This window comes from Mesorhizobium ciceri WSM4083, from assembly GCF_000519305.1.
Lineage (GTDB): Bacteria > Pseudomonadota > Alphaproteobacteria > Rhizobiales > Rhizobiaceae > Mesorhizobium > Mesorhizobium ciceri_B.
In genome coordinates this window covers 952,328-970,061 of the sequence record NZ_KI912610.1, presented here as the reverse complement: position 1 = coordinate 970,061, position 17,734 = coordinate 952,328, and the positions used below count along the sequence as shown (strand labels likewise).

General features: G+C 64.3%; 15 protein-coding genes. 9 read left to right on the top strand and 6 right to left on the bottom strand.

Translation table 11 applies throughout. The features are described 5' to 3' along the window. Positions 1 to 21 precede the first annotated feature (21 nt). The 8 genes from MESCI2_RS0130660 (at position 22) to MESCI2_RS0130625 (ending at position 7,694) form a co-directional block, all read left to right on the top strand. Positions 22 to 957 carry an ABC transporter ATP-binding protein gene (locus tag MESCI2_RS0130660; RefSeq protein WP_027039810.1) on the top strand — a complete coding sequence of 312 codons (936 nt, stop codon included), beginning with the start codon at positions 22 to 24 and terminating at the stop codon, positions 955 to 957. Continuing rightward, positions 954 to 1,853 carry a branched-chain amino acid ABC transporter permease gene (locus tag MESCI2_RS0130655; RefSeq protein ID WP_032901430.1) on the top strand — a complete coding sequence of 300 codons (900 nt, stop codon included), beginning with the start codon at positions 954 to 956 and terminating at the stop codon, positions 1,851 to 1,853. The genes MESCI2_RS0130660 and MESCI2_RS0130655 overlap by 4 nt, the downstream gene beginning before the upstream one ends. A 3-nt stretch (positions 1,854 to 1,856) precedes the next feature. Continuing rightward, positions 1,857 to 2,897, top strand: a complete 1,041-nt coding sequence (locus tag MESCI2_RS0130650) for a branched-chain amino acid ABC transporter permease (RefSeq protein ID WP_027039808.1) — start codon at positions 1,857 to 1,859, stop codon at positions 2,895 to 2,897. A 78-nt stretch (positions 2,898 to 2,975) separates the two neighbouring features. Then, entirely contained in the window at positions 2,976 to 4,313 is a 1,338-nt protein-coding gene (locus MESCI2_RS0130645; protein ID WP_027039807.1) for an ABC transporter substrate-binding protein, read from the top strand. A gap of 79 nt (positions 4,314 to 4,392) precedes the next feature. After that, entirely contained in the window at positions 4,393 to 5,199 is an 807-nt protein-coding gene (locus tag MESCI2_RS0130640) for an ABC transporter ATP-binding protein (protein WP_027039806.1), read from the top strand. Between the two features lie 24 nt (positions 5,200 to 5,223). Beyond that, positions 5,224 to 6,471 (top strand): SfnB family sulfur acquisition oxidoreductase, encoded by a 1,248-nt coding sequence (locus MESCI2_RS0130635; RefSeq protein ID WP_027039805.1) that lies wholly within the window; start codon positions 5,224 to 5,226, stop codon positions 6,469 to 6,471. Between the two features lie 63 nt (positions 6,472 to 6,534). Further along, positions 6,535 to 7,095 (top strand): FMN reductase, encoded by a 561-nt coding sequence (msuE, locus tag MESCI2_RS0130630; RefSeq protein WP_027039804.1) that lies wholly within the window; start codon positions 6,535 to 6,537, stop codon positions 7,093 to 7,095. A gap of 113 nt (positions 7,096 to 7,208) precedes the next feature. Next, positions 7,209 to 7,694, top strand: a complete 486-nt coding sequence (locus tag MESCI2_RS0130625; RefSeq protein WP_027039803.1) for a hypothetical protein — start codon at positions 7,209 to 7,211, stop codon at positions 7,692 to 7,694. An 11-nt stretch (positions 7,695 to 7,705) separates the two neighbouring features. On the opposite strand, the gene MESCI2_RS0130620 is transcribed toward MESCI2_RS0130625, so the two are convergent. The 6 genes from MESCI2_RS0130620 to MESCI2_RS0130595 all read right to left on the bottom strand — a co-directional run bounded on the left by MESCI2_RS0130620 (position 7,706) and on the right by MESCI2_RS0130595 (position 16,012). Further along, positions 7,706 to 8,245 carry a hypothetical protein gene (locus MESCI2_RS0130620; RefSeq protein ID WP_027039802.1) on the bottom strand — a complete coding sequence of 180 codons (540 nt, stop codon included), beginning with the start codon at positions 8,243 to 8,245 and terminating at the stop codon, positions 7,706 to 7,708. After that, positions 8,238 to 11,120: a sarcosine oxidase subunit alpha family protein gene (locus tag MESCI2_RS0130615; protein WP_027039801.1), complete on the bottom strand. Its 2,883-nt coding sequence runs from the start codon at positions 11,118 to 11,120 to the stop codon at positions 8,238 to 8,240. Before MESCI2_RS0130615 ends, MESCI2_RS0130620 begins: the two co-directional genes overlap by 8 nt. Beyond that, positions 11,117 to 11,383 carry a sarcosine oxidase subunit delta gene (locus MESCI2_RS0130610; RefSeq protein ID WP_027039800.1) on the bottom strand — a complete coding sequence of 89 codons (267 nt, stop codon included), beginning with the start codon at positions 11,381 to 11,383 and terminating at the stop codon, positions 11,117 to 11,119. The genes MESCI2_RS0130615 and MESCI2_RS0130610 overlap by 4 nt, the downstream gene beginning before the upstream one ends. 8 nt (positions 11,384 to 11,391) lie before the next feature. Further along, positions 11,392 to 12,645 carry a sarcosine oxidase subunit beta gene (locus MESCI2_RS0130605; protein ID WP_027039799.1) on the bottom strand — a complete coding sequence of 418 codons (1,254 nt, stop codon included), beginning with the start codon at positions 12,643 to 12,645 and terminating at the stop codon, positions 11,392 to 11,394. Positions 12,646 to 12,727: 82 nt separating this feature from the next. Next, complete coding sequence (locus tag MESCI2_RS0130600) at positions 12,728 to 15,139, bottom strand: GcvT family protein (protein ID WP_027039798.1); 2,412 nt, start codon at positions 15,137 to 15,139, stop codon at positions 12,728 to 12,730. A 213-nt stretch (positions 15,140 to 15,352) separates the two neighbouring features. Beyond that, on the bottom strand, positions 15,353 to 16,012 hold the full coding sequence (locus MESCI2_RS0130595) for a TetR/AcrR family transcriptional regulator (protein ID WP_032901429.1): 660 nt from the start codon (positions 16,010 to 16,012) through the stop codon (positions 15,353 to 15,355). Positions 16,013 to 16,281: 269 nt separating this feature from the next. Between MESCI2_RS0130595 and MESCI2_RS0130590 the strand changes: the two genes are divergently transcribed. Continuing rightward, positions 16,282 to 17,721 (top strand): aldehyde dehydrogenase family protein, encoded by a 1,440-nt coding sequence (locus tag MESCI2_RS0130590; protein ID WP_027039796.1) that lies wholly within the window; start codon positions 16,282 to 16,284, stop codon positions 17,719 to 17,721. The last annotated feature ends 13 nt before the right edge of the window (positions 17,722 to 17,734 follow it).

The following is a 17,734-nucleotide window of genomic DNA, read 5'->3' as shown; positions in this document are numbered from 1 at the left end:
GCCTAATCGAGGACGATTGGAATGCCGTTGCCCAATTATACGCTCGGAGTGATGGACGCTTCGGTCTATGCGCCGGAAGTCTTTGCACGCGGCTTGCCGTCAGACCAGCGGCCGGAGCAGTCGTTCGAATATGCCGCCAAGCCGGCGGGGTCCATTGCCGATGCCGCCTCTCCCTTGCTCGCGCTTCAGGGCATCAGCTTGTCGTTCGGCGGCGTCGTCGCACTGGCCGATATCGACCTGTCGGTTCTGTCAGGCGAGATCCGCGCCATCATCGGACCGAACGGCGCCGGCAAGAGCTCGCTGATCAACGTCATCAGCGGCGTCTACCGACCGGATCGTGGCCATGTCCATCTCGACGGTACCTCCTATGCCCAGGTCCCGACGCAGCGGCTGGCCCATCTCGGCGTCGCCAGAACCTTCCAGAACCTTGCGCTGTTCAAGGGCCTCAGCGTCCTCGACAATGTCGCCTCTGGCCTTGCCTACAAGGTCCGCTCCAACTTTGCCGGCCAGGTGCTCGGCATCGGCCGCTCGCGTGGCGAACAGCGCGATTCACGCAGCCGTGCCGAACAGATCCTCGAATTCCTCCATCTCACCGCCATTCGCGACCGTCTTGTCGGCACCTTGCCTTACGGGCTGCAGAAGCGTGTCGAACTGGCCCGCGCGCTGGTCGCCGAGCCGCGCCTGCTTTTGCTCGACGAACCGATGGCCGGCATGACAGCGAGCGAAAAGAGCGAGATGGCGGCTTTCGTCCGTGCCGCGCGCGATCGTTTCGGCACCACCGTGGTGTTGATCGAGCACGATGTCGGCGTCGTCATGGGTCTGTCCGATCGCATCGCCGTTCTCGACTACGGCCGCAAGATCGCCGACGCCACGCCCGATGAAGTCAGGAACGACCAGCGCGTCATCGATGCCTATCTCGGCGTCGCCTCGGACAATGAGGACGGGGCAGGCATATGATCGCCGATTTCGACTACCAATTCTTCATCGAAGTGCTCGTCGGCGGCCTGCTCTCAGGTGTCATGTATTCGCTTGTCGCGATCGGCTTCGTGCTCATCTACAAGACCTCGGGCGTGCTCAATTTCGCGCAAGGGGCGATGCTGCTGTTTGCGGCACTCACCTTCGTCAGCCTTGTCGAGCGCGGCATTCCCTTCGCGCTGGCGCTGGTGGTCACCTTCGCCATCATGGTGGCGATGGGCATCGCCATCGAGCGCACGGTGCTCAGGCCACTGACCAACAAGCCGCCGATCACCCTGTTCATGGCGACGCTTGGCCTGTCCTACATCATCGAAGGCGCTGCCCAACTGATCTGGGGCACGCAGGTCCACGGCCTCGATCTCGGTATCGAGGACGTGCCGCTGGAAATCGGCGGCGTGCTGATCAGCCAGTTCGACATTTTTGCCGCGGTGGTTGCCGCCGGCATGGTTCTCCTGCTGTCGCTGTTCTTCCGCTACACCCGCATCGGCCTCTCCTTTCGGGCCGTCGCCGACGATCAGTTCGCGGCCCTTGCGGTCGGCCTCAGGCTGCCCTTGATCTGGGCCACCGTCTGGGCTGCCGCCGGCCTTGTAGCCCTGGTGGCCGGACTGCTCTGGGGCGCACGCCTCGGCGTGCAGTTCTCGCTGTCGCTGGTCGTGCTGAAGGCGCTGCCCGTGCTGGTGCTTGGCGGTTTCGATTCCATCCTCGGCGCCATCGTCGGCGGGCTGTTGATCGGCGCCAGCGAGAAGCTCGCCGAGGTCTATATCGGCGACTATTTCGGCGGCGGCATCGAGAGCTGGTTCGCCTATGTCGTCGCGCTCGTCTTCCTGCTGATCCGCCCTTCCGGCCTGTTCGGCCAGAAGCTCGTCGAGAGGATCTGAACGATGACCGCGATAACAGGCGATTTCGCCTCCGTGCCGGTGCTGCCGAAATGGCTCGCGCCCGTGCTGTTGCTCGCCTTTGCCTATGGCGTCGTGCCGTTGATCGGCTCGAGCTATCTGTTCGAAGCCATCCTGCTGCCTTTCCTGGCGCTCAGCCTCGCCGGCGTGGGCTTGAACATCCTCACCGGCTATGCCGGCCAGGTGTCGCTTGGCAGTGCCGCCTTCATGGCGGCCGGCGCCTTCGCCGCCTACAATTTCAACCTGCGCGTCGAAGGTCTGCCACTGATCGGCAGCATCTTCCTGGCCGGCATAGTGGCGGCCGCGATAGGCGTCGTTTTCGGCCTGCCCAGCCTGCGGCTGAAGGGTTTCTATCTCGCGGTCTCGACACTGGCCGCGCAATTTTTCGTGCAATGGGCGCTGACCAAATTCAGCTGGTTTTCCAACAACTCGGCGTCCGGCGTCATCGACGCGCCGAGACTGTCGATTTCAGGTTTCGCGCTCGACGGCGCCATCGGCCGCTATTTGTTCGCGCTGACCATCGTCACGGTGCTGACCTTCCTTGCCTATAGGCTGGTCTCGTCGCAGACCGGGCGCAACTTCATCGCCATCCGCGACAATGAAACCGCCGCCCGCATCATCGGCATTCCGGTCCTGAAGACCAAGCTGCTGGCCTTCGCCATCTCGTCCTTCATCATCGGCGTTGCCGGCGTCATCTGGGCCTTCGCCTATCTCAGGACGGTCGAGCCGGACGGCTTCGATCTCGACCGGTCGTTCCAGATCCTGTTCATCATCATCATCGGTGGTCTGGCTTCGATCCGCGGCGCGTTTTTCGGCGCTGCCCTCATCGTTGTCTTTCCACTCGCTCTGTCGCGCCTCGGCGGCTTCCTGCTTGGCGATCTCTTCGACTCGGGCGTGCTCGACATGAGCCAGCGCATCGTGCTGGGCGCGCTCATCATCCTGTTTCTGATCCTTGAACCCGACGGGCTGGTGGCGCTGTGGGACAGGGTCCGAAGACGGCTCCTGTTCGCCTGGCAGTCGACCTGAGCTGATGCGCCCGAAATTGAACCACATCCGAAAATGAACAAGGGCCTCAACGCGGCCCATACCGGGAGTACCCTAACCATGTCTTTCCTCAGCACAATCAAGGCGGCGGCGCTGTCCGTGGCGATGATCGTGTCGGTGGCCTTGCCCGCCGCGCACGCCGACGAACAATATTTCCCGCTGCAAAGCTATCGTGTCGGACCTTACGCTGCCGGCGGCACCGGCTTCTTCGGCGGCTTCATCGATTATCTCAACCTCATCAACATCCGCGACGGCGGCGTCAACGGCGTCAAGCTGACCTGGGACGAATGCGAGACCCAATACGAGGTTGAGCGCGGCGTTGAATGCTACGAGCGGCAGAAGAGCCATGCGGGTGCTGCCGCCTGGAACCCGCTCTCGGTCGGAATCGCCTATGCCATGATCGACCGCATCACCGCCGACAAGGTGCCGCTGATCACCGTCAACCACGGCCGCACCGACTCCACCGACGGGCGTGTCTTCCCCTACGTCTTCCCGCTGCTGCTCAATCCCTACAGCGAGACATCAGGCATCGTGAACTACATCGCCTCCAAGGAAGGCGGCATCGACAGACTGAAGGGCAAGAAGATCGTCGTGCTCTATCACGGCTCGCCCTACGGCAAGGAGACCATCCCGATCTATGAGCTGCTGGCGCAGAAATACGGCTTTACCGTGCAGCAGATCGAGGTGCCGCATCCCGGCAACGAGCAGCAGTCGCAATGGCTGACCATCCGCCGCGCCAAGCCGGACTTCGTCGTCCTGCGCGGCTGGGGGGTGATGAACCCGGTGGCGCTGAAGACGGCGGTGAAAGTCGGCTTCCCCGTCGACCATATCGTCGGCAATGTCTGGTCGAATTCCGAAGAGGACGTGATCCCCGCCGGCGACGCCGCCAAGGGCTACACCGCCATCACCACGCAGGCTTCCGGCAACTCCTACCCGGTGGTGCAGGAGATCGTGAAGACGGTCTACGGCGCCGGCAAGGGTAACCTTGGAGACAAGGCGCGCATCGGCTCGGTCTACCACAATCTCGGCATCGTCAACGGCATCCTCAATGTCGAGGCGATCCGGGTCGCGCAAGAGAAGTTCGGCCATCGCACGCTGACCGGTGACGAGGTCCGCTGGGGCTTCGAGCATCTCAAGCTCGATCCGGCCAAGGTGGAGGCACTTGGGGCCAAGGACCTGTTCCACTCGATCAATGTCAGCTGGGACAATCACGAAGGCGAAGGCTACGTGACCTTCCAGCAGTGGGACGGCAAGAAGTGGAACGTCGTCTCCGACTGGATCGCGCCGGACTGGGCGCTGCTGCGGCCGATCATCGAGAAGTCCGCCGAGGCTTATGCCACCGAGAAGGGCATCAAGCTGCGTACCGCCGACGATGCCAATGCTGTGACCACCAACTGATCAGTCAGTGCCGGGCGTCGCGGACCAGGTTTCCGTGGCGCCCGACCTGTTCGGTTTTCGAACCGCGAAAGAACAGCCTATGCCGAACGATGACGTCATTCTTGCCGTGGACGCGGTCCATGCCACCTACAACCACGCCATCACAGCGTTGCACGGCGTCAGCTTCCAGCTCAGGCGCGGCCAGATACTGGCATTGCTCGGTGCCAATGGCGCCGGCAAGACCACGACGCTGAAGGCCGTCTCCAACCTGCTGCCGGCCGAACGTGGTCAGGTCAATGCCGGCACCATTCGCTATGACGGCACGGATGTCTCGCGCCGCAAACCGGGCGATCTGGTGCGCGCCGGCCTCGTTCAGGTGCTGGAAGGCCGCCACTACTTCAAAAGCCTCACCGTCGAGGAGAATCTGATCGCCGGCGGCATCGGCCGCAGCGGCAGCCGCGCCGAGATCAATCAAGACCTCGAGCGGATCTACGGCTATTTCCCGAGGCTCAGGGAAAAGCGCCGGACATTGTCCGGCCTGACTTCGGGCGGCGAACAGCAGATGACGGCGATCGGCCGGGCGCTGATGTCGCGGCCGCGGCTGCTGGTCCTGGACGAACCGTCGATGGGGCTGGCGCCAATCATCGTCCAGGACATTTTCCAGAGCTTGAGAAAACTCAACCGCGAGACCGGCCTGTCGATTCTGGTCGCCGAGCAGAACTCGGCGGTGGCGCTGCGATATGCCGACCATGCCACGGTGCTGGAGAACGGCGTTTCCGTTCTCGCCGGCGCGGCCGCCGAGCTTCGCCAGCGCGAGGACATCAGGGCCTTCTATCTCGGTCAATCGAACCCCGGGCAACAGGCATCACCCGCCACCAGGCCCGCCCATCTCCACGCCGTTGCCTGAATCGAAATCCCAAGGAGCAGTGAAATGACCGTTTCGACCGTCAAAACCGACAAGGCTTCCGCCGCCGTGCCGCCAGTCGCAAGGCCGACCGCCCCGGCGCACATCATCAAGGACGACGCCGAGGCGATCGCGATTGCCCACGCGTTGGCCGCCGAATTCGTCAAGGACTCCTCCAAGCGCGACCGCGAGCGGATCTGGCCGGTTGCCGAGCTCGATGCCTTTTCGCAAAGCGGCCTGTGGTCGATCAATGTGCCCAAGGCATTCGGCGGGCCGGAGGTCTCCTATGCGACGCTGGCGAAGGTGATCGAAATCATCTCGGCCGCGGATTCCTCGATCGGCCAGGTCGCCCAGAACCATCTCGGTGTTGTAGCCGCCATCCGCACCGTGTCCGACGCCGATCAGCAGAAGCTGCTGTTCGCCGAAGCGCTGAAGGGCACGCGGTTCGGCAACGCCTTCTCCGAGTTCGGTTCCAAGCGCGCCGCCGATTTCGAAACCCGCTTCACCGACGCCGGCGATCATGTGGTTGTCAACGGCCGGAAATTCTATTCGTCCGGCGCGCTGCTTGCCCATCTCGTGCCGATCGTGGCGCTCGATGACGAGGGCCGCGCCTGGTATGCGATCGCCGACCGTGCCGCACCCGGGCTGACGGTCATCGACGACTGGTCGAGCTTTGGCCAGCGCACGACCCTGTCCGGCACCGTCATCATCGACAACGTCAAGGTGCCGAAGACCCATCTGGTACCCGGCTACAAGGGCTACGACAGACCGACCGCCGACGGCGCCATCTTCCAGATCATCCAGGTGGCGGTCGACACCGGCATCGCCCAGGCGGCGATCGACGAGACCGTCGAGTTCGTCAGGACCAAAAGCCGCGCCTGGATCGACAGCGGCGTCGACAACGCCTGGGACGATCCTTACACCATTCAGGCCATAGGCGACCTGACGCTGCGCCTGCACGCGGCGCAGGCGCTGCTCGAGAAGGCCGGTCATGCGATCGACCGGGCGCTGATCGATCCGACCGCCGAGACCGTCGCGCATGCCCAGATCGTTACTGCCGAGGCAAAAATCCTGTCGACCGAGATCGCCATTGCCGCAACCAACAGGCTGTTCGAACTTGCGGGAACCCGCTCAACGCTGGCCGAACACAATCTCGACCGGCATTGGCGCAATGCCCGCACGCACACGCTGCACGATCCGGTGCGCTGGAAATATTCCATCCTCGGCAAATATTTCCTCAACGGCGAGAATCCGCCGCTGCACGCCTGGAGCTGATTCCCACCGGCGGGCGGGCGGCCCGCCACGTCAAACCTTCGACCATCCAAGAGGCCCACTGCCATGTCAAATCCAACAGTCGTCGGCTTTTCCGGCAACATCACCCGGCCGTCAAAGACGCGCGCCTTCGTCGACCTGGTCACCAGGGACATCGCCGCCAGCCACGGCCTGTCGGCGAGCACCTATGATGTCGAGGACCTCGGTCCGTCGCTGGGAACGGCGAAGTGGGCCCGCGATCTCGACGGCCAGGCGCGCGCTATCCTGGAACAAATCCTCGCCGCCGACGTGCTCGTCGTGGGCTCGCCGACCTACAAGGGTAGCTATACCGGTCTGTTCAAGCATTTCTTCGACCTGATCGATCCGGCAGCGCTGCGAGGAAAGCCCATCGTGTTGACCGCGACCGGAGGTGGCGAGCGCCATGCCTTGATCGTCGAGCATCAGCTGCGGCCGCTGTTCGGCTTCTTCGAGGCTTTCGCGCTACCCACCGCCGTCTATGCCACCGACAAGGATTTCACCGACGGCGTGCTGCGCTCCGAGGCGATCCTGAAGCGTGCGGCGCAGGCGGTCGACGAGGTCGGCTTCGTGCTGGCCAACCGCTCGGCCGGCAGGATCGCCGCCGAATAGGCTTTGTCATCAGATAGCGTTGGGAATAGGCGAGGGCAGCGTCCTCGCTTACGCGCAATTTACGACCGCCCGCTAAAAACGTTCCTGTCTGATTCGTCTGGGACAGGAACGTCATGAGCAAAGCCCTCACATCCTTCGCACTGGTCGCCGTGCTGACCGCCTTGCTCATGGCGTTGAGCCTGGCTGTCGCCAGGCACGGCTATCCCTATGGCGCGATCGGCGTCAGGCGCCTTGACGGCATTGCCGACGCGGGCGTGTTCATCCCGATTGCCGCTCTCTATTTCTTCAGCGCGATGCTGATGATGATCCTGCCGATCAGGGCGGCCGGAATCGTCCTGACCCATGCCGCCGACGCCCTCTTCTGGACCGTGATCGCGCTGTTTGCGACCATACTCGGCTGTCTGGTCGCCAGATGGGCGTTCGGCCAGGGCAGTGCCGTGTGGGCATTGCTGAATTGGCGGTTCCTGTTTGCAGCGGCGATCGTCGGTTGTCACTTCGTCATGAACGAGCTGCGCCGCAACGTCCTGCTGCGCAGCCTGTTCTTCGTGATCTTTGCCGCCGCGACGCTGGCCTGCCTGTTCTGGTCGTTCACGCTCTGACGTGTCGCCGGCTAGTCGTCTGATCCGGCGGCGATGTTGCCGGCCGCCGTTTCCATCCATGTCCAGAGATAGGCGGCAAGACCACGGTCGACATGGATGCGCAGCTTGCCGTCATGACGATAGACGACGGCGCTGATGCCGGCGAAGGAAAGCGCTGCACTGGCACTTGGCTTCGCGGGATCGAGCGTTGTCCCGCGCGCGATGAAAGCGTCGAGCGCCATGCCCTCGACTTCGAACATTTGCAGCCCGGCGCTGATCGCCGTCACCGCGAACCCTTCCGCGTGCCAGCCCATGGCGATGGCAAGCGGGCTGTTCGAGACGACAAGCAGCCGGTCGCGCGCCAGCCGCGCCGCATAGCGGTCGCCCTGTGCGGGACCAAAAGCGCCTACGCCAGTTCCGTCGACACCGGAAGCCCGTGCCCACGCGTCGAGGTCGCCGCTGACCAGCAACTGGTTGAGGTCGAGGACTGCTCGTATCGCAAGGCCTGGCGTAGCGATGACTGCGTTCTGCCAGTCCGGCGCAACGGACCATTTTTCCGCGAGATCACGCATGCAGCCGGTCTCCTGCCGGGTCGAAGGCGCAAGGGGCGGTAATCGTCGCCTTGCTGATTTTGCCGAGATGCTGGGTGTCGATCGTCTCGCCGTGCCGCGTCGCGCCGCGCTCGATCAGCCCAAGCGCAACCGGGCGGCCGAGCGTCGGGCTTTGGTAGCTCGAGGTGACAAAGCCCTGGCTGCGCAATCTGCCGTCGATCCGTTTGATGCCATGCGCGCCGGTCGGCAGCGGCGCTTCGCCTTGCGGCACCGCTAGCCCGACAAGCTGCATGCGGTTGTCACACGAGGCCTCCTCTGTGAACAGCGAGCGGCGGCCTACGAACTCGGTCTGGCGCTTGACGCGCGGGCCGTCGACGCCGAGATCACGCGGCAGCGTGGTGCCGTCAGTGTCCTTGCCAATGACGATAAAGCCTTTCTCGGCCCGCAGGATCATCAGCGCTTCGAGGCCGATGACGACGGCGTCGAACGCCTGGCCCGCCTGGCGCAGTTGCGCCCATAACGGCTCGGCGCGATCGGCCCGGATAGAAATTTCGTAGCTCCTGTCACCGGTGAAGCTGACGCGGGCGACGCGGACCTCGTCACCGGCATAGCTGCCATGACCGATCGCCATATGCGGCAGGTCGGCGTCGTCGAGCGAGAGGCCGAGGCCAAGCGTCTCGAGCAGTTTTCGAGAGTTTGGCCCCGAGACGGTCAGCGTCGCCATCTCAGCGGTGGCGTTGTGGATGTAGACGGCGCCGCGGCCAAAACGGTCCTGGCGCCATTCCTCCAGCCGCGCATGCACGGCTGAGACATGCGAGGACGAGCACGACACGACGAAGCGATGCTCGTCCAGCCGCACCAGAACGCCGTCGTCGAAGACCACACCGTTCTCCGACAGCATGAAGCCATAGCGGCAGCGGCCAGGCTTCAGCGTCGACATGGTGTTGTAGTACAGGAAATCCACGAATGCGGCCGCCTGCGGCCCGATCACCTCGATCTTGCCGAGCGTCGAACCATCGAACAGCGCCACGGATTGACGGGCGCGCCGTGCCTCGTCCGCGATCGAACGCTCCGCATCTGCGTAGCCGCCATAGTGGGCCGGGCGCAGCCAGCCGCCATACTCCTGGAAGACGGCGCCGCTGGAACGGTGGACGTTTTCGAGCGGCAGCCGGCGCACCGGCGCCATCAATTCACCGACGCGCGCGCCGGCAAAGCTTGCCAGCGGCACCGGGGTGAACGGCGGACGATAGGTGGTGGTGCCGACCTCCGGCACGGTGCGGCCGGTGATGCCGGCCATCAGCGCCAGGCCAGGCAGGTTGGAGGTCTTGCCCTGGTCGGTCGCCATGCCAAGCGTGGTGTAGCGCTTCAGATGTTCGACCGAGACGAAGTTTTCGCGCGCTGCCAGTTCGACGTCCTTCACCGTCACGTCGTTCTGGTAATCGATCCAGATGCGGCCTTTCGAGCCCAGAATCGGCCATGCCGGGAGAATGCCTCCCGTCGCCTCCGGTCCGGTGCTGCGCGGTAGGGGAGCCTTCGTCTGACCGAGCGGTGCAAAGGCGGGGCCGGCGCCGGTAAACACATCCGACAAGGAGACCGCGCCGGCTGCGGCGCCGACCACGGCGATGCCATCGACCGGATCGCCCGGCAGGAAGGCCGCGCGCGCCTCGCTCCAGGCGAGCTTGCCCCTGGCTTGGCCGAAGAGATGGATGGTCGGCGTCCACCCGCCGGAGACCAGAACGCAATCGGCATCGAACCTCGTGCCGTCGTCGAGCGTCACGCCGTCGACGCGCAGCTTGCCGCTGGCGGAAGCGAGAGAACGCCCTTTGACCAGCGGGACATTGGCCGGCGCGGCAGGCATGCCGTCGCGCCGGATGTCGACAAGCCTGACTTCGGCACCGACCTCGGCAAGCGCCCCCGCCACCTCATAGGCGCTGTCATTGTTGGTGGCGACGACGATGCGGCGGCCGACAAGCACAGCGTGGCGCCTCAGATAGGCGAGTGCCGCATCCGCCGACAGGATGCCCGGCAGGTCGTTGTTGGCGAAAGGCAGCGGCCGCTCGATGGCGCCGGCCGCCAGCACGATCTGGCGCGGCCTGACCCGCCACAGCGTATCCGGCCGGCCGTTGAAATGGCGTTGATTCAACCCGGCCAGATTGTGGTCGTAAATGCCGAAGGCGGTGGTCGAAGGCAGGATGAGGTGACCGCCAACGGCAAGCTCGTCAATCGTCTCCTTGACCCATACGGCCGCCGGCTTGCCGTCAATCTCACCGGCACGGTGGCCGAGCGATCCGCCGGGGCTCTGCTGGTCGTCCACCAGTGTGACGGTCAGGCCAGCACCAGACGCCAGTCTTGCCGCCGCCAGCCCTGCCGGTCCCGCGCCCACCACCAACACGTCGCAATGATGGTTGATCTGGTCGGCCGTACCCGGCGAGGTCCAGTCCGCATCGACCGTGCCCAGCCCCGCCATGGCGCGGATGCGCGGCTCGAACCTGTGCCAGTCCGGCCACATGAAGGTCTTGTAGTAGAACGCCGCCGGAATGAAGCGCGCGAAACGGTCGAGGAAGGCGTTGCGGTCGGTCAGCGCATTGGGCGTCGCGTTGACGCTCTTCGCCACCAGCCCGTCGCGCGCCGGCTCGGTCGTGGCGCGGGTATTCGGCGTCGCCCGCGGGCCGCCGATATCGACCAGCGCGTTCGGCTCTTCCACACCCGCGCCCCAGATGCCGCGCGGCCGGTGGTATTTGAAACTGCGGCCGACGACCGCGACATCACCCGCCAGCAGCGCCGAGGCGATGGTGTCGCCGGCAAAGCCGTGCACGGTGGCGCCGTCGAAGCTGAAGCGGATCGGGCGCGAGCGGTCGATGGCGCTGCCGCCAGTGGCAAGGCGCGAGGCGGTCAAGCGACGTGCTCCCCGTCGAGAGCGGCCGAGGACAACACCTTGTGCGTGACCGTGTCGCGTTCCATGACGAAGAACTCGCCGCAGTTCATGTGAACCCAGATCTCGCGCGCCGCGCCTTTCGGGTTGCTGCGCAGATAGAGATAGTTTGCCCAGCGATCGATCGGCACGTCGGCGCCATCCGGTCTGATGTTGCCGGCATCGCCACCATAGTGGAATTCGGTTTCGTCGCGCGGACCACAGAATGGGCAAGGAAAGAGCTGCATAGGAACCTCTAGTGCGCGATGCCGGAGCCGGCCGCTTCGTCGATCAGCCGCCCGCTGGCGAAGCGATCAAGGTCGAACGGACGGCTGATGTCGTTGTGCTTGCCTGATGCCAGCAGGTTTGCCAGCAGCGTGCCGCCGGCGGGAATGGCCTTGAAGCCGCCCGTGCCCCAGCCGCAATTGAGGAACAGGCCAGGCAGCGGCGATTCGCCGATGATCGGCGAGGAATCCGGCACCACGTCGACGATCCCAGCCCATTGCCGCATCAGCTTGAGCTGGCCGAAGATCGGGAACATCTCCAGCAGGCCGGCAATCACCGTCTCCAACGTCGGCAGGTTGCCGCGCTGCGCATAGGAGGGAACGCGGTCGAGCCCGCCACCGATGACGATCTCGCCCTTGTCCGACTGGCTGACATAGACGCCGCAGCCGGGCGACAGCACGACCGTGTCGAGGATCGGCTTGACCGGCTCGGAAACGCAGGCTTGCAGCGCATAGGAATTGATCGGAAGCCGGAAGCCGGCCTTGGCCGCCAGCACCGAGGAATGCCCGGCTACCGCCATGCCGATGCGCTCGGCACGGATCGCGCCACGCGAAGTCTGGACGCCGCGGCAGCGGCCGCCCTCGATGATGAAATCGGTGATCTCGCAGTTCTGGATGATGTCGACACCGAGCCGGCTCGCGGCCCGCGCATAGCCCCAGGCGACGGCGTCATGGCGCGCCGTTCCGGCCCTGCCTTGCCAGATGCCGCCGAACACCGGGAAGCGTGCGTCCGGCGAAAAATTGTAGATCGGCGCCACCCGGCGCACATCGTCAGGTGAAAACAGTTCCGCATCGATGCCGTTGATCTGCATGGCGTTGACGGTGCGCGCGCCGATCTCCATCTCGGCGGTCGAGTGGCACAGATTGACCATGCCGCGCTGCGACAGCATGACGTTGTAGTTCAAATCCTTGGCCAGCCCCTCATAGAGCCGGTGCGCCAGCCCGTAGAGCTCGACGCTTTCGGGATAATAATAGTTGGAGCGCACCACGGTGGTGTTGCGGCCGGTGTTGCCGCCGCCGATCCAGCCCTTTTCCAGCACCGCCACCCTGGCGATGTTGTGGTTTTTTGCCAGATAATAGGCGGTCGCCAGTCCATGGCCGCCGCCGCCGATGACGATCGCGTCGTAGGACGGCTTCGGCTCGGGCGAGCGCCAGGCCGGCTGCCAGCCGGTCTGGCCGGCCAAGCCCTCCTTGAAGAGCGACAGAGCGGAATAGCGTCGGGTCATGGCGTGCCGGACAGGCCTGATTTTCGGAAAGGAGCGTGGATCATCGAATGGTCTTTTACAGGGATGGCGCCGGTTCGATCGGTCATGCCCGCATCGCCTTGCCCAGTGGATCGTATGGCGACGAAGCGATGACGCGCGCACCTCTTTCGACGCCGACGATGTGGGTTGTCAACTCAGTATCGATATCGGCCGCCTCGCGCTCGACCAGCGCCATGACGAGGCTCTTGCCGACCGTATGGCCGTAGCCGCCGGAGGTGACGAATCCGGCCAGCTTACCCTTGTTCCAGACCGGCTCGTAGCCGCTGGCATCGGCATCCGCCGCGTCGATTTCGAGCGTCACCAGCGTGCGCCTGGATGGAGCCTTCTGCTCTTTCAGCGCCGCCTCACGGCCGATGAAATCGCCCTTGTCGAAGGCAATCCAGCGGTCCATGCGGGTCTCATCAGGCGTATAGTCCTGCGTGAACTCGCGCGACCAGATGCCAAAGCTCTTTTCGAGCCGCAGCGAATTGACCGCGCTGAAGCCATATTCGGCCACGCCCAGATCCTTGCCTGCCGTCAGCAGAACGCGGCGCAGCGCCGAATGCTCGTTGGCCTGGCAATGAATCTCGTAACCAAGTTCGCCGATGACCGACAACCGCCCGACCTTGGCCCGCACCAGTCCGACATCCAGCGTCCTGCAGGCGAGGAAGCCGAAGGCCTCGTGCGAGACATCCTGATGTGTCAGCCGCTCAAGCAGAAGGCGCGCATTGGGACCGGCGAGCGAGAAACCGACGACGGCGTCCGAAATGTCGCGGACGGTGACGCCGTCGCTGAGATGCTGTTCGAACCAGCGCATATGCCACTGGCGCAGATAATAGGACCCCATGATCCACCAGGAGCCATCGCCCCAGTTGAAGACGGTGAGGTCGCCCTTGAGCTTGCCGTTTTCACCCAGCATCGGCGCGAGTTTGGCACGGCCCGGCTTGGGCAGCGAACAGGCAAGCAGCCGGTCGAGCCAAGCCTCGGCCCGCGGGCCGGTGATCTCATAGCGCGAGAAGGCGGATATATCGAGCAGGCCGACGCCTTCGCGCACCTTGCGGCACTCTTGCGCGACGATGTCGAAGGCGTTGGAGCGCTTCAGCGTCGGCGTCTCGACGAAGCCTTGCGGCGCGAAATAGAGCGGCACTTCCATGCCCCAGGAATTGCCCCAGCGCGCGCCCGCGGCGTCCATGGCGTCATGCGCGCCGGCCGTCTTCAAGGGTCGTCCCGCCGGCAGCTGCTCATTGGGATAGCTCATGACGAAGCGGCGCGAGTAGAACTGGCCAGTGGTCTGCTTGATGTATTCGCGGTTGGAGGCGAAGTCACCATAGCGGGCGATGTCCATGCCGTAGACATCGGCTTCCGGCTCGCCATGGATCATCCATTCGGCAAGCGACTTGCCAACGCCGCCGCCTTGCAGGAAGCCGGCCATGACGGCGCACGCCACCCAGTAGTTGGGAACGCCGCGCACCGGGCCTACCAGCGGATTGCCGTCCGGCGAGAAGGTGAAGGCGCCGTTCACCCAGCGCTTGATGCCGGCATTCTCCAGGCAAGGGTAACGGCTGAACCCGAGCGCCAGCTCGTCGGCGATGCGGTCAGTGTCTTCCTGGATCAGCTCGATGCCGTAGTCCCACGGCGCCCCGTCCATGTTCCAGTGCTTGTGGTTGATCTCGTAGATGCCGAGCAACAGGCCTTTCTGCTCTTGGCGCATGTAGGTGAAGCCTTCGAGATCGACGATCAGCGGCAATTCCTTGTCCAGCGCCTGGATTTCGGGCAGCGCCTCGGTGACGAGGTAATGGTGCTCCATCGGCGACACCGGCAGGTCGATGCCGGCCATCCGGCCGACCTGCTTGGCCCACAGACCGCCGGCATTGACGACGTGCTCGGCGATGACCGTGCCCTTCTCGGTGACGACATCCCAGCTGCCATCGGCACGGCGGTTGAGTGCCAGCACGCGGTTGTGCTCGATGATGTCGGCGCCGCGCAACCTGGCCGCCTTTGCATAGGCGTGCACGACGCCCGAGGGGTCGATATGGCCTTCGCGCGCGGCATAAAGCCCACCCAGCATGCCGTCGGTGTTGAGGATCGGGCAGCGCTGCTTGATCTCATCGACACCGACCAGGTGGACATCGTCGATGCCCATGGTCTGGAAGATGCGGTAGGAGGCCTTCAGCCATTCCCAGCGCTCCGGTGCCGAGGCGACGGAGATGCCGCCGGTCATGTGCATGCCGATGCTCTGGCCCGATTCCTTCTCGATCTCGGAGAGCAGGTCGATCGTGTAGGCCTGCAGGGCGGCGATGTTGGGATCGGCGTTCAGCGTATGGAATCCGCCGGCCGCATGCCAGCTCGATCCCGCTGTCAGTACCTCGCGCTCGATCAGCGCGACGTCGCTCCAGCCGAGCTTCGCCAGGTGATAGAGCACCGAGGCTCCAACCACGCCGCCGCCGATGACGATCGCCCTGTATTGGGATTTCATCCTGTCGCACTCCACCCAGTCAGTGTGGTGTACCCTATCGGTATTGTACATATGTGTCTAGAGCTTGGCGGACGACGGAATGAACGGCCCATGACGCCGCTCTGCGCCGATGCGGCAGAGGGGCGCCTCTGCTGCTGCCGGCAGGAACCGTGCTTGCTATTGGGCCGATGCGCTAAGCGAAATCGCCAGGCCGCGGCGGCCGAGCGGGCCATGCTATCGGTTGCGTGAAAGCGTCTTCTCGACATAGCGCGAGAAGTCCTCGACATCCTCCGCCGGAGGCTCCTGGCCGGTGAAGCTGCGCAGATAACCGGCGACGTGAGGCAGGCGGCTGCTCATCGGCTCGTTGAGCTCAAGCGAGTAATAGCCGATCTGCATGAAATACAGCACACGGGCGCGCACGAAGGCGTCCTCTTCCTCATAGCCGTGGCGCGTGAACATGTCGCGAATGGCGTTGACGCGCTCCTCGTCGGCCTCGTCGAGCGCGCGCCGAATGGCGGGCGAGCGGCGGGCCCAGGCCCTGATCGCGAAATCCAGCTGCGGATCGAACAGCCTTTCGTCCACCCAGCATTCGAAAATGCTCATCACCCCGCGGATGACGGTCGCGGAAGGCCGCCTGGCCCGTTCGACGATGAATTTGGTGTTGGTCTGCCGCCAGTAATCCAGCAATTGGTCGAGCAGATCCTGCCGGCTCTTGAAATACCAGTAGAAGCTGGAACGCGACACATCGAGCTTCTGTCCAAGCGTCAGCACGCGGACGCGTTCGACACCGTCAGAGATCAACGTTTCAAGCGCAAGCTTCAGCCAGTCTTCGCGAGTGGCCTTGATGTTGCCGGTGGCGCCGGCGCGCTGAATCGTCGTTTCAAGAGCTGCCATCGACACGACGCATGACACGCTGCCTCAGGCAAATCAAGGCTATGGACATGAGTGTGCAGAGTAAATCGGCCCAAGCCGAACGATGCGTCATGGATGTAGGCCGCATCGAGGCTCGATGAGGCATTGTCGTCACCCCGCCATCCGCGCGGCGCAGGCGGGGGATTTTTGTCGCGGCTGCTGGTTCACTGTTTGCTTTCCCGCGAGGCAATTGTCTGGCAAATACCAGTTCAGACAGATGCCCGCGCGGCCAACAAGCAGGAACACACGATATGACGCTGTTTCGAAAGAACCTCATCGATGGCGAGTGGGTCGGCGACGCCGGTTCGCGCAACATCAACCCCTCGGATACCGGCGACATCGTCGGCGACTATGCCTCGGCGGGTGTCGAGCAGGCCAAACAGGCGATCGCGGCGGCCAAGGCGGCGTTCCCGGGATGGTCCCGTTCCGGTCCGCTGGCGCGCCACGCGGTGCTGAAAAAGACCGCCGACGAGATCATGGCGCGCAAGGATGAGATCGGCCGCAATCTGGCGCGTGAGGAAGGCAAGACACTGGCCGAAGGCATAGGCGAGACCATTCGCGCCGCCCAGATATTCGATTTCTTTGCCGGCGAAACATTGCGTTTGACCGGGGAGGTCGTGCCGAGCGTGCGGCCGGGCGTCGGCGTCGAGATGACGCGCGAGGCCGTCGGCGTGGTCGGCATCATCACGCCATGGAATTTTCCGATCGCCATTCCGGCCTGGAAGATCGCCCCGGCGCTGACACACGGCAACACCGTCGTCTTCAAGCCGGCTGAGCTGGTTCCCGAGAGCGCCTGGACCATCGTCGACATCCTGCATCGCGCCGGCCTGCCAAAGGGCGTACTCAATCTCGTCATGGGCAAGGGCTCGGTCGTCGGCCAGGCGATGCTCGACAGTCCCGATGTCAACGCCATCAGCTTCACCGGCTCGGTCGGCACCGGCAAGCGCGTTGCCGCTGCAAGCATCGAGCACATGCGCAAGTTCCAGCTTGAAATGGGCGGCAAGAACCCGCTGGTCGTGCTCGACGATGCCGACCTCGCGATCGCCGTCGATTGCGCGCTCAATGGCGCCTTCTTCTCGACCGGCCAGCGCTGCACCGCGTCGTCCAGGCTGATCGTGACCGAGGCCATCCATGACCGTTTCGTCGATGCCCTCAAGGATCGCATGAGCAAACTGATCATCGGCGATGCACTCGACGCGCAGACCCAGATCGGTCCTGTCGTCGACGCGACGCAGTTGAAGCAGGATGAGGACTATATCGCCATCGGCGTCAGGGAAGGTGCCACGCTCGCCTTCGGCGGCGAGCGGCTCGACCGCAAGACGCCGGGCTTCTACCTGCAGCCGGCATTGCTGACTGAGGCCACCAATGCCATGCGCAGTTCGCGCGAGGAGATTTTCGGACCTGTCGCCAGCGTCATTCGCGTCAAGGACTATGACGAGGCGCTTTCCGTCGCCAACGACACGCCCTTCGGCTTGACCTCGGGCATCTGCACCTCGAGCCTCAAGCATGCCACCCACTTCAAGCGCAATTCGGAGGCCGGCATGGTGATGGTCAACCTGCCGACGGCGGGTGTCGATTTCCATGTCCCCTTCGGCGGCCGCAAGGGTTCGAGCTATGGCCCGCGCGAGCAGGGCCGCTATGCGGCGGAGTTCTACACCACGGTGAAGACGGCCTATACATTCGCAGGCTGATCGGCCACTGGCG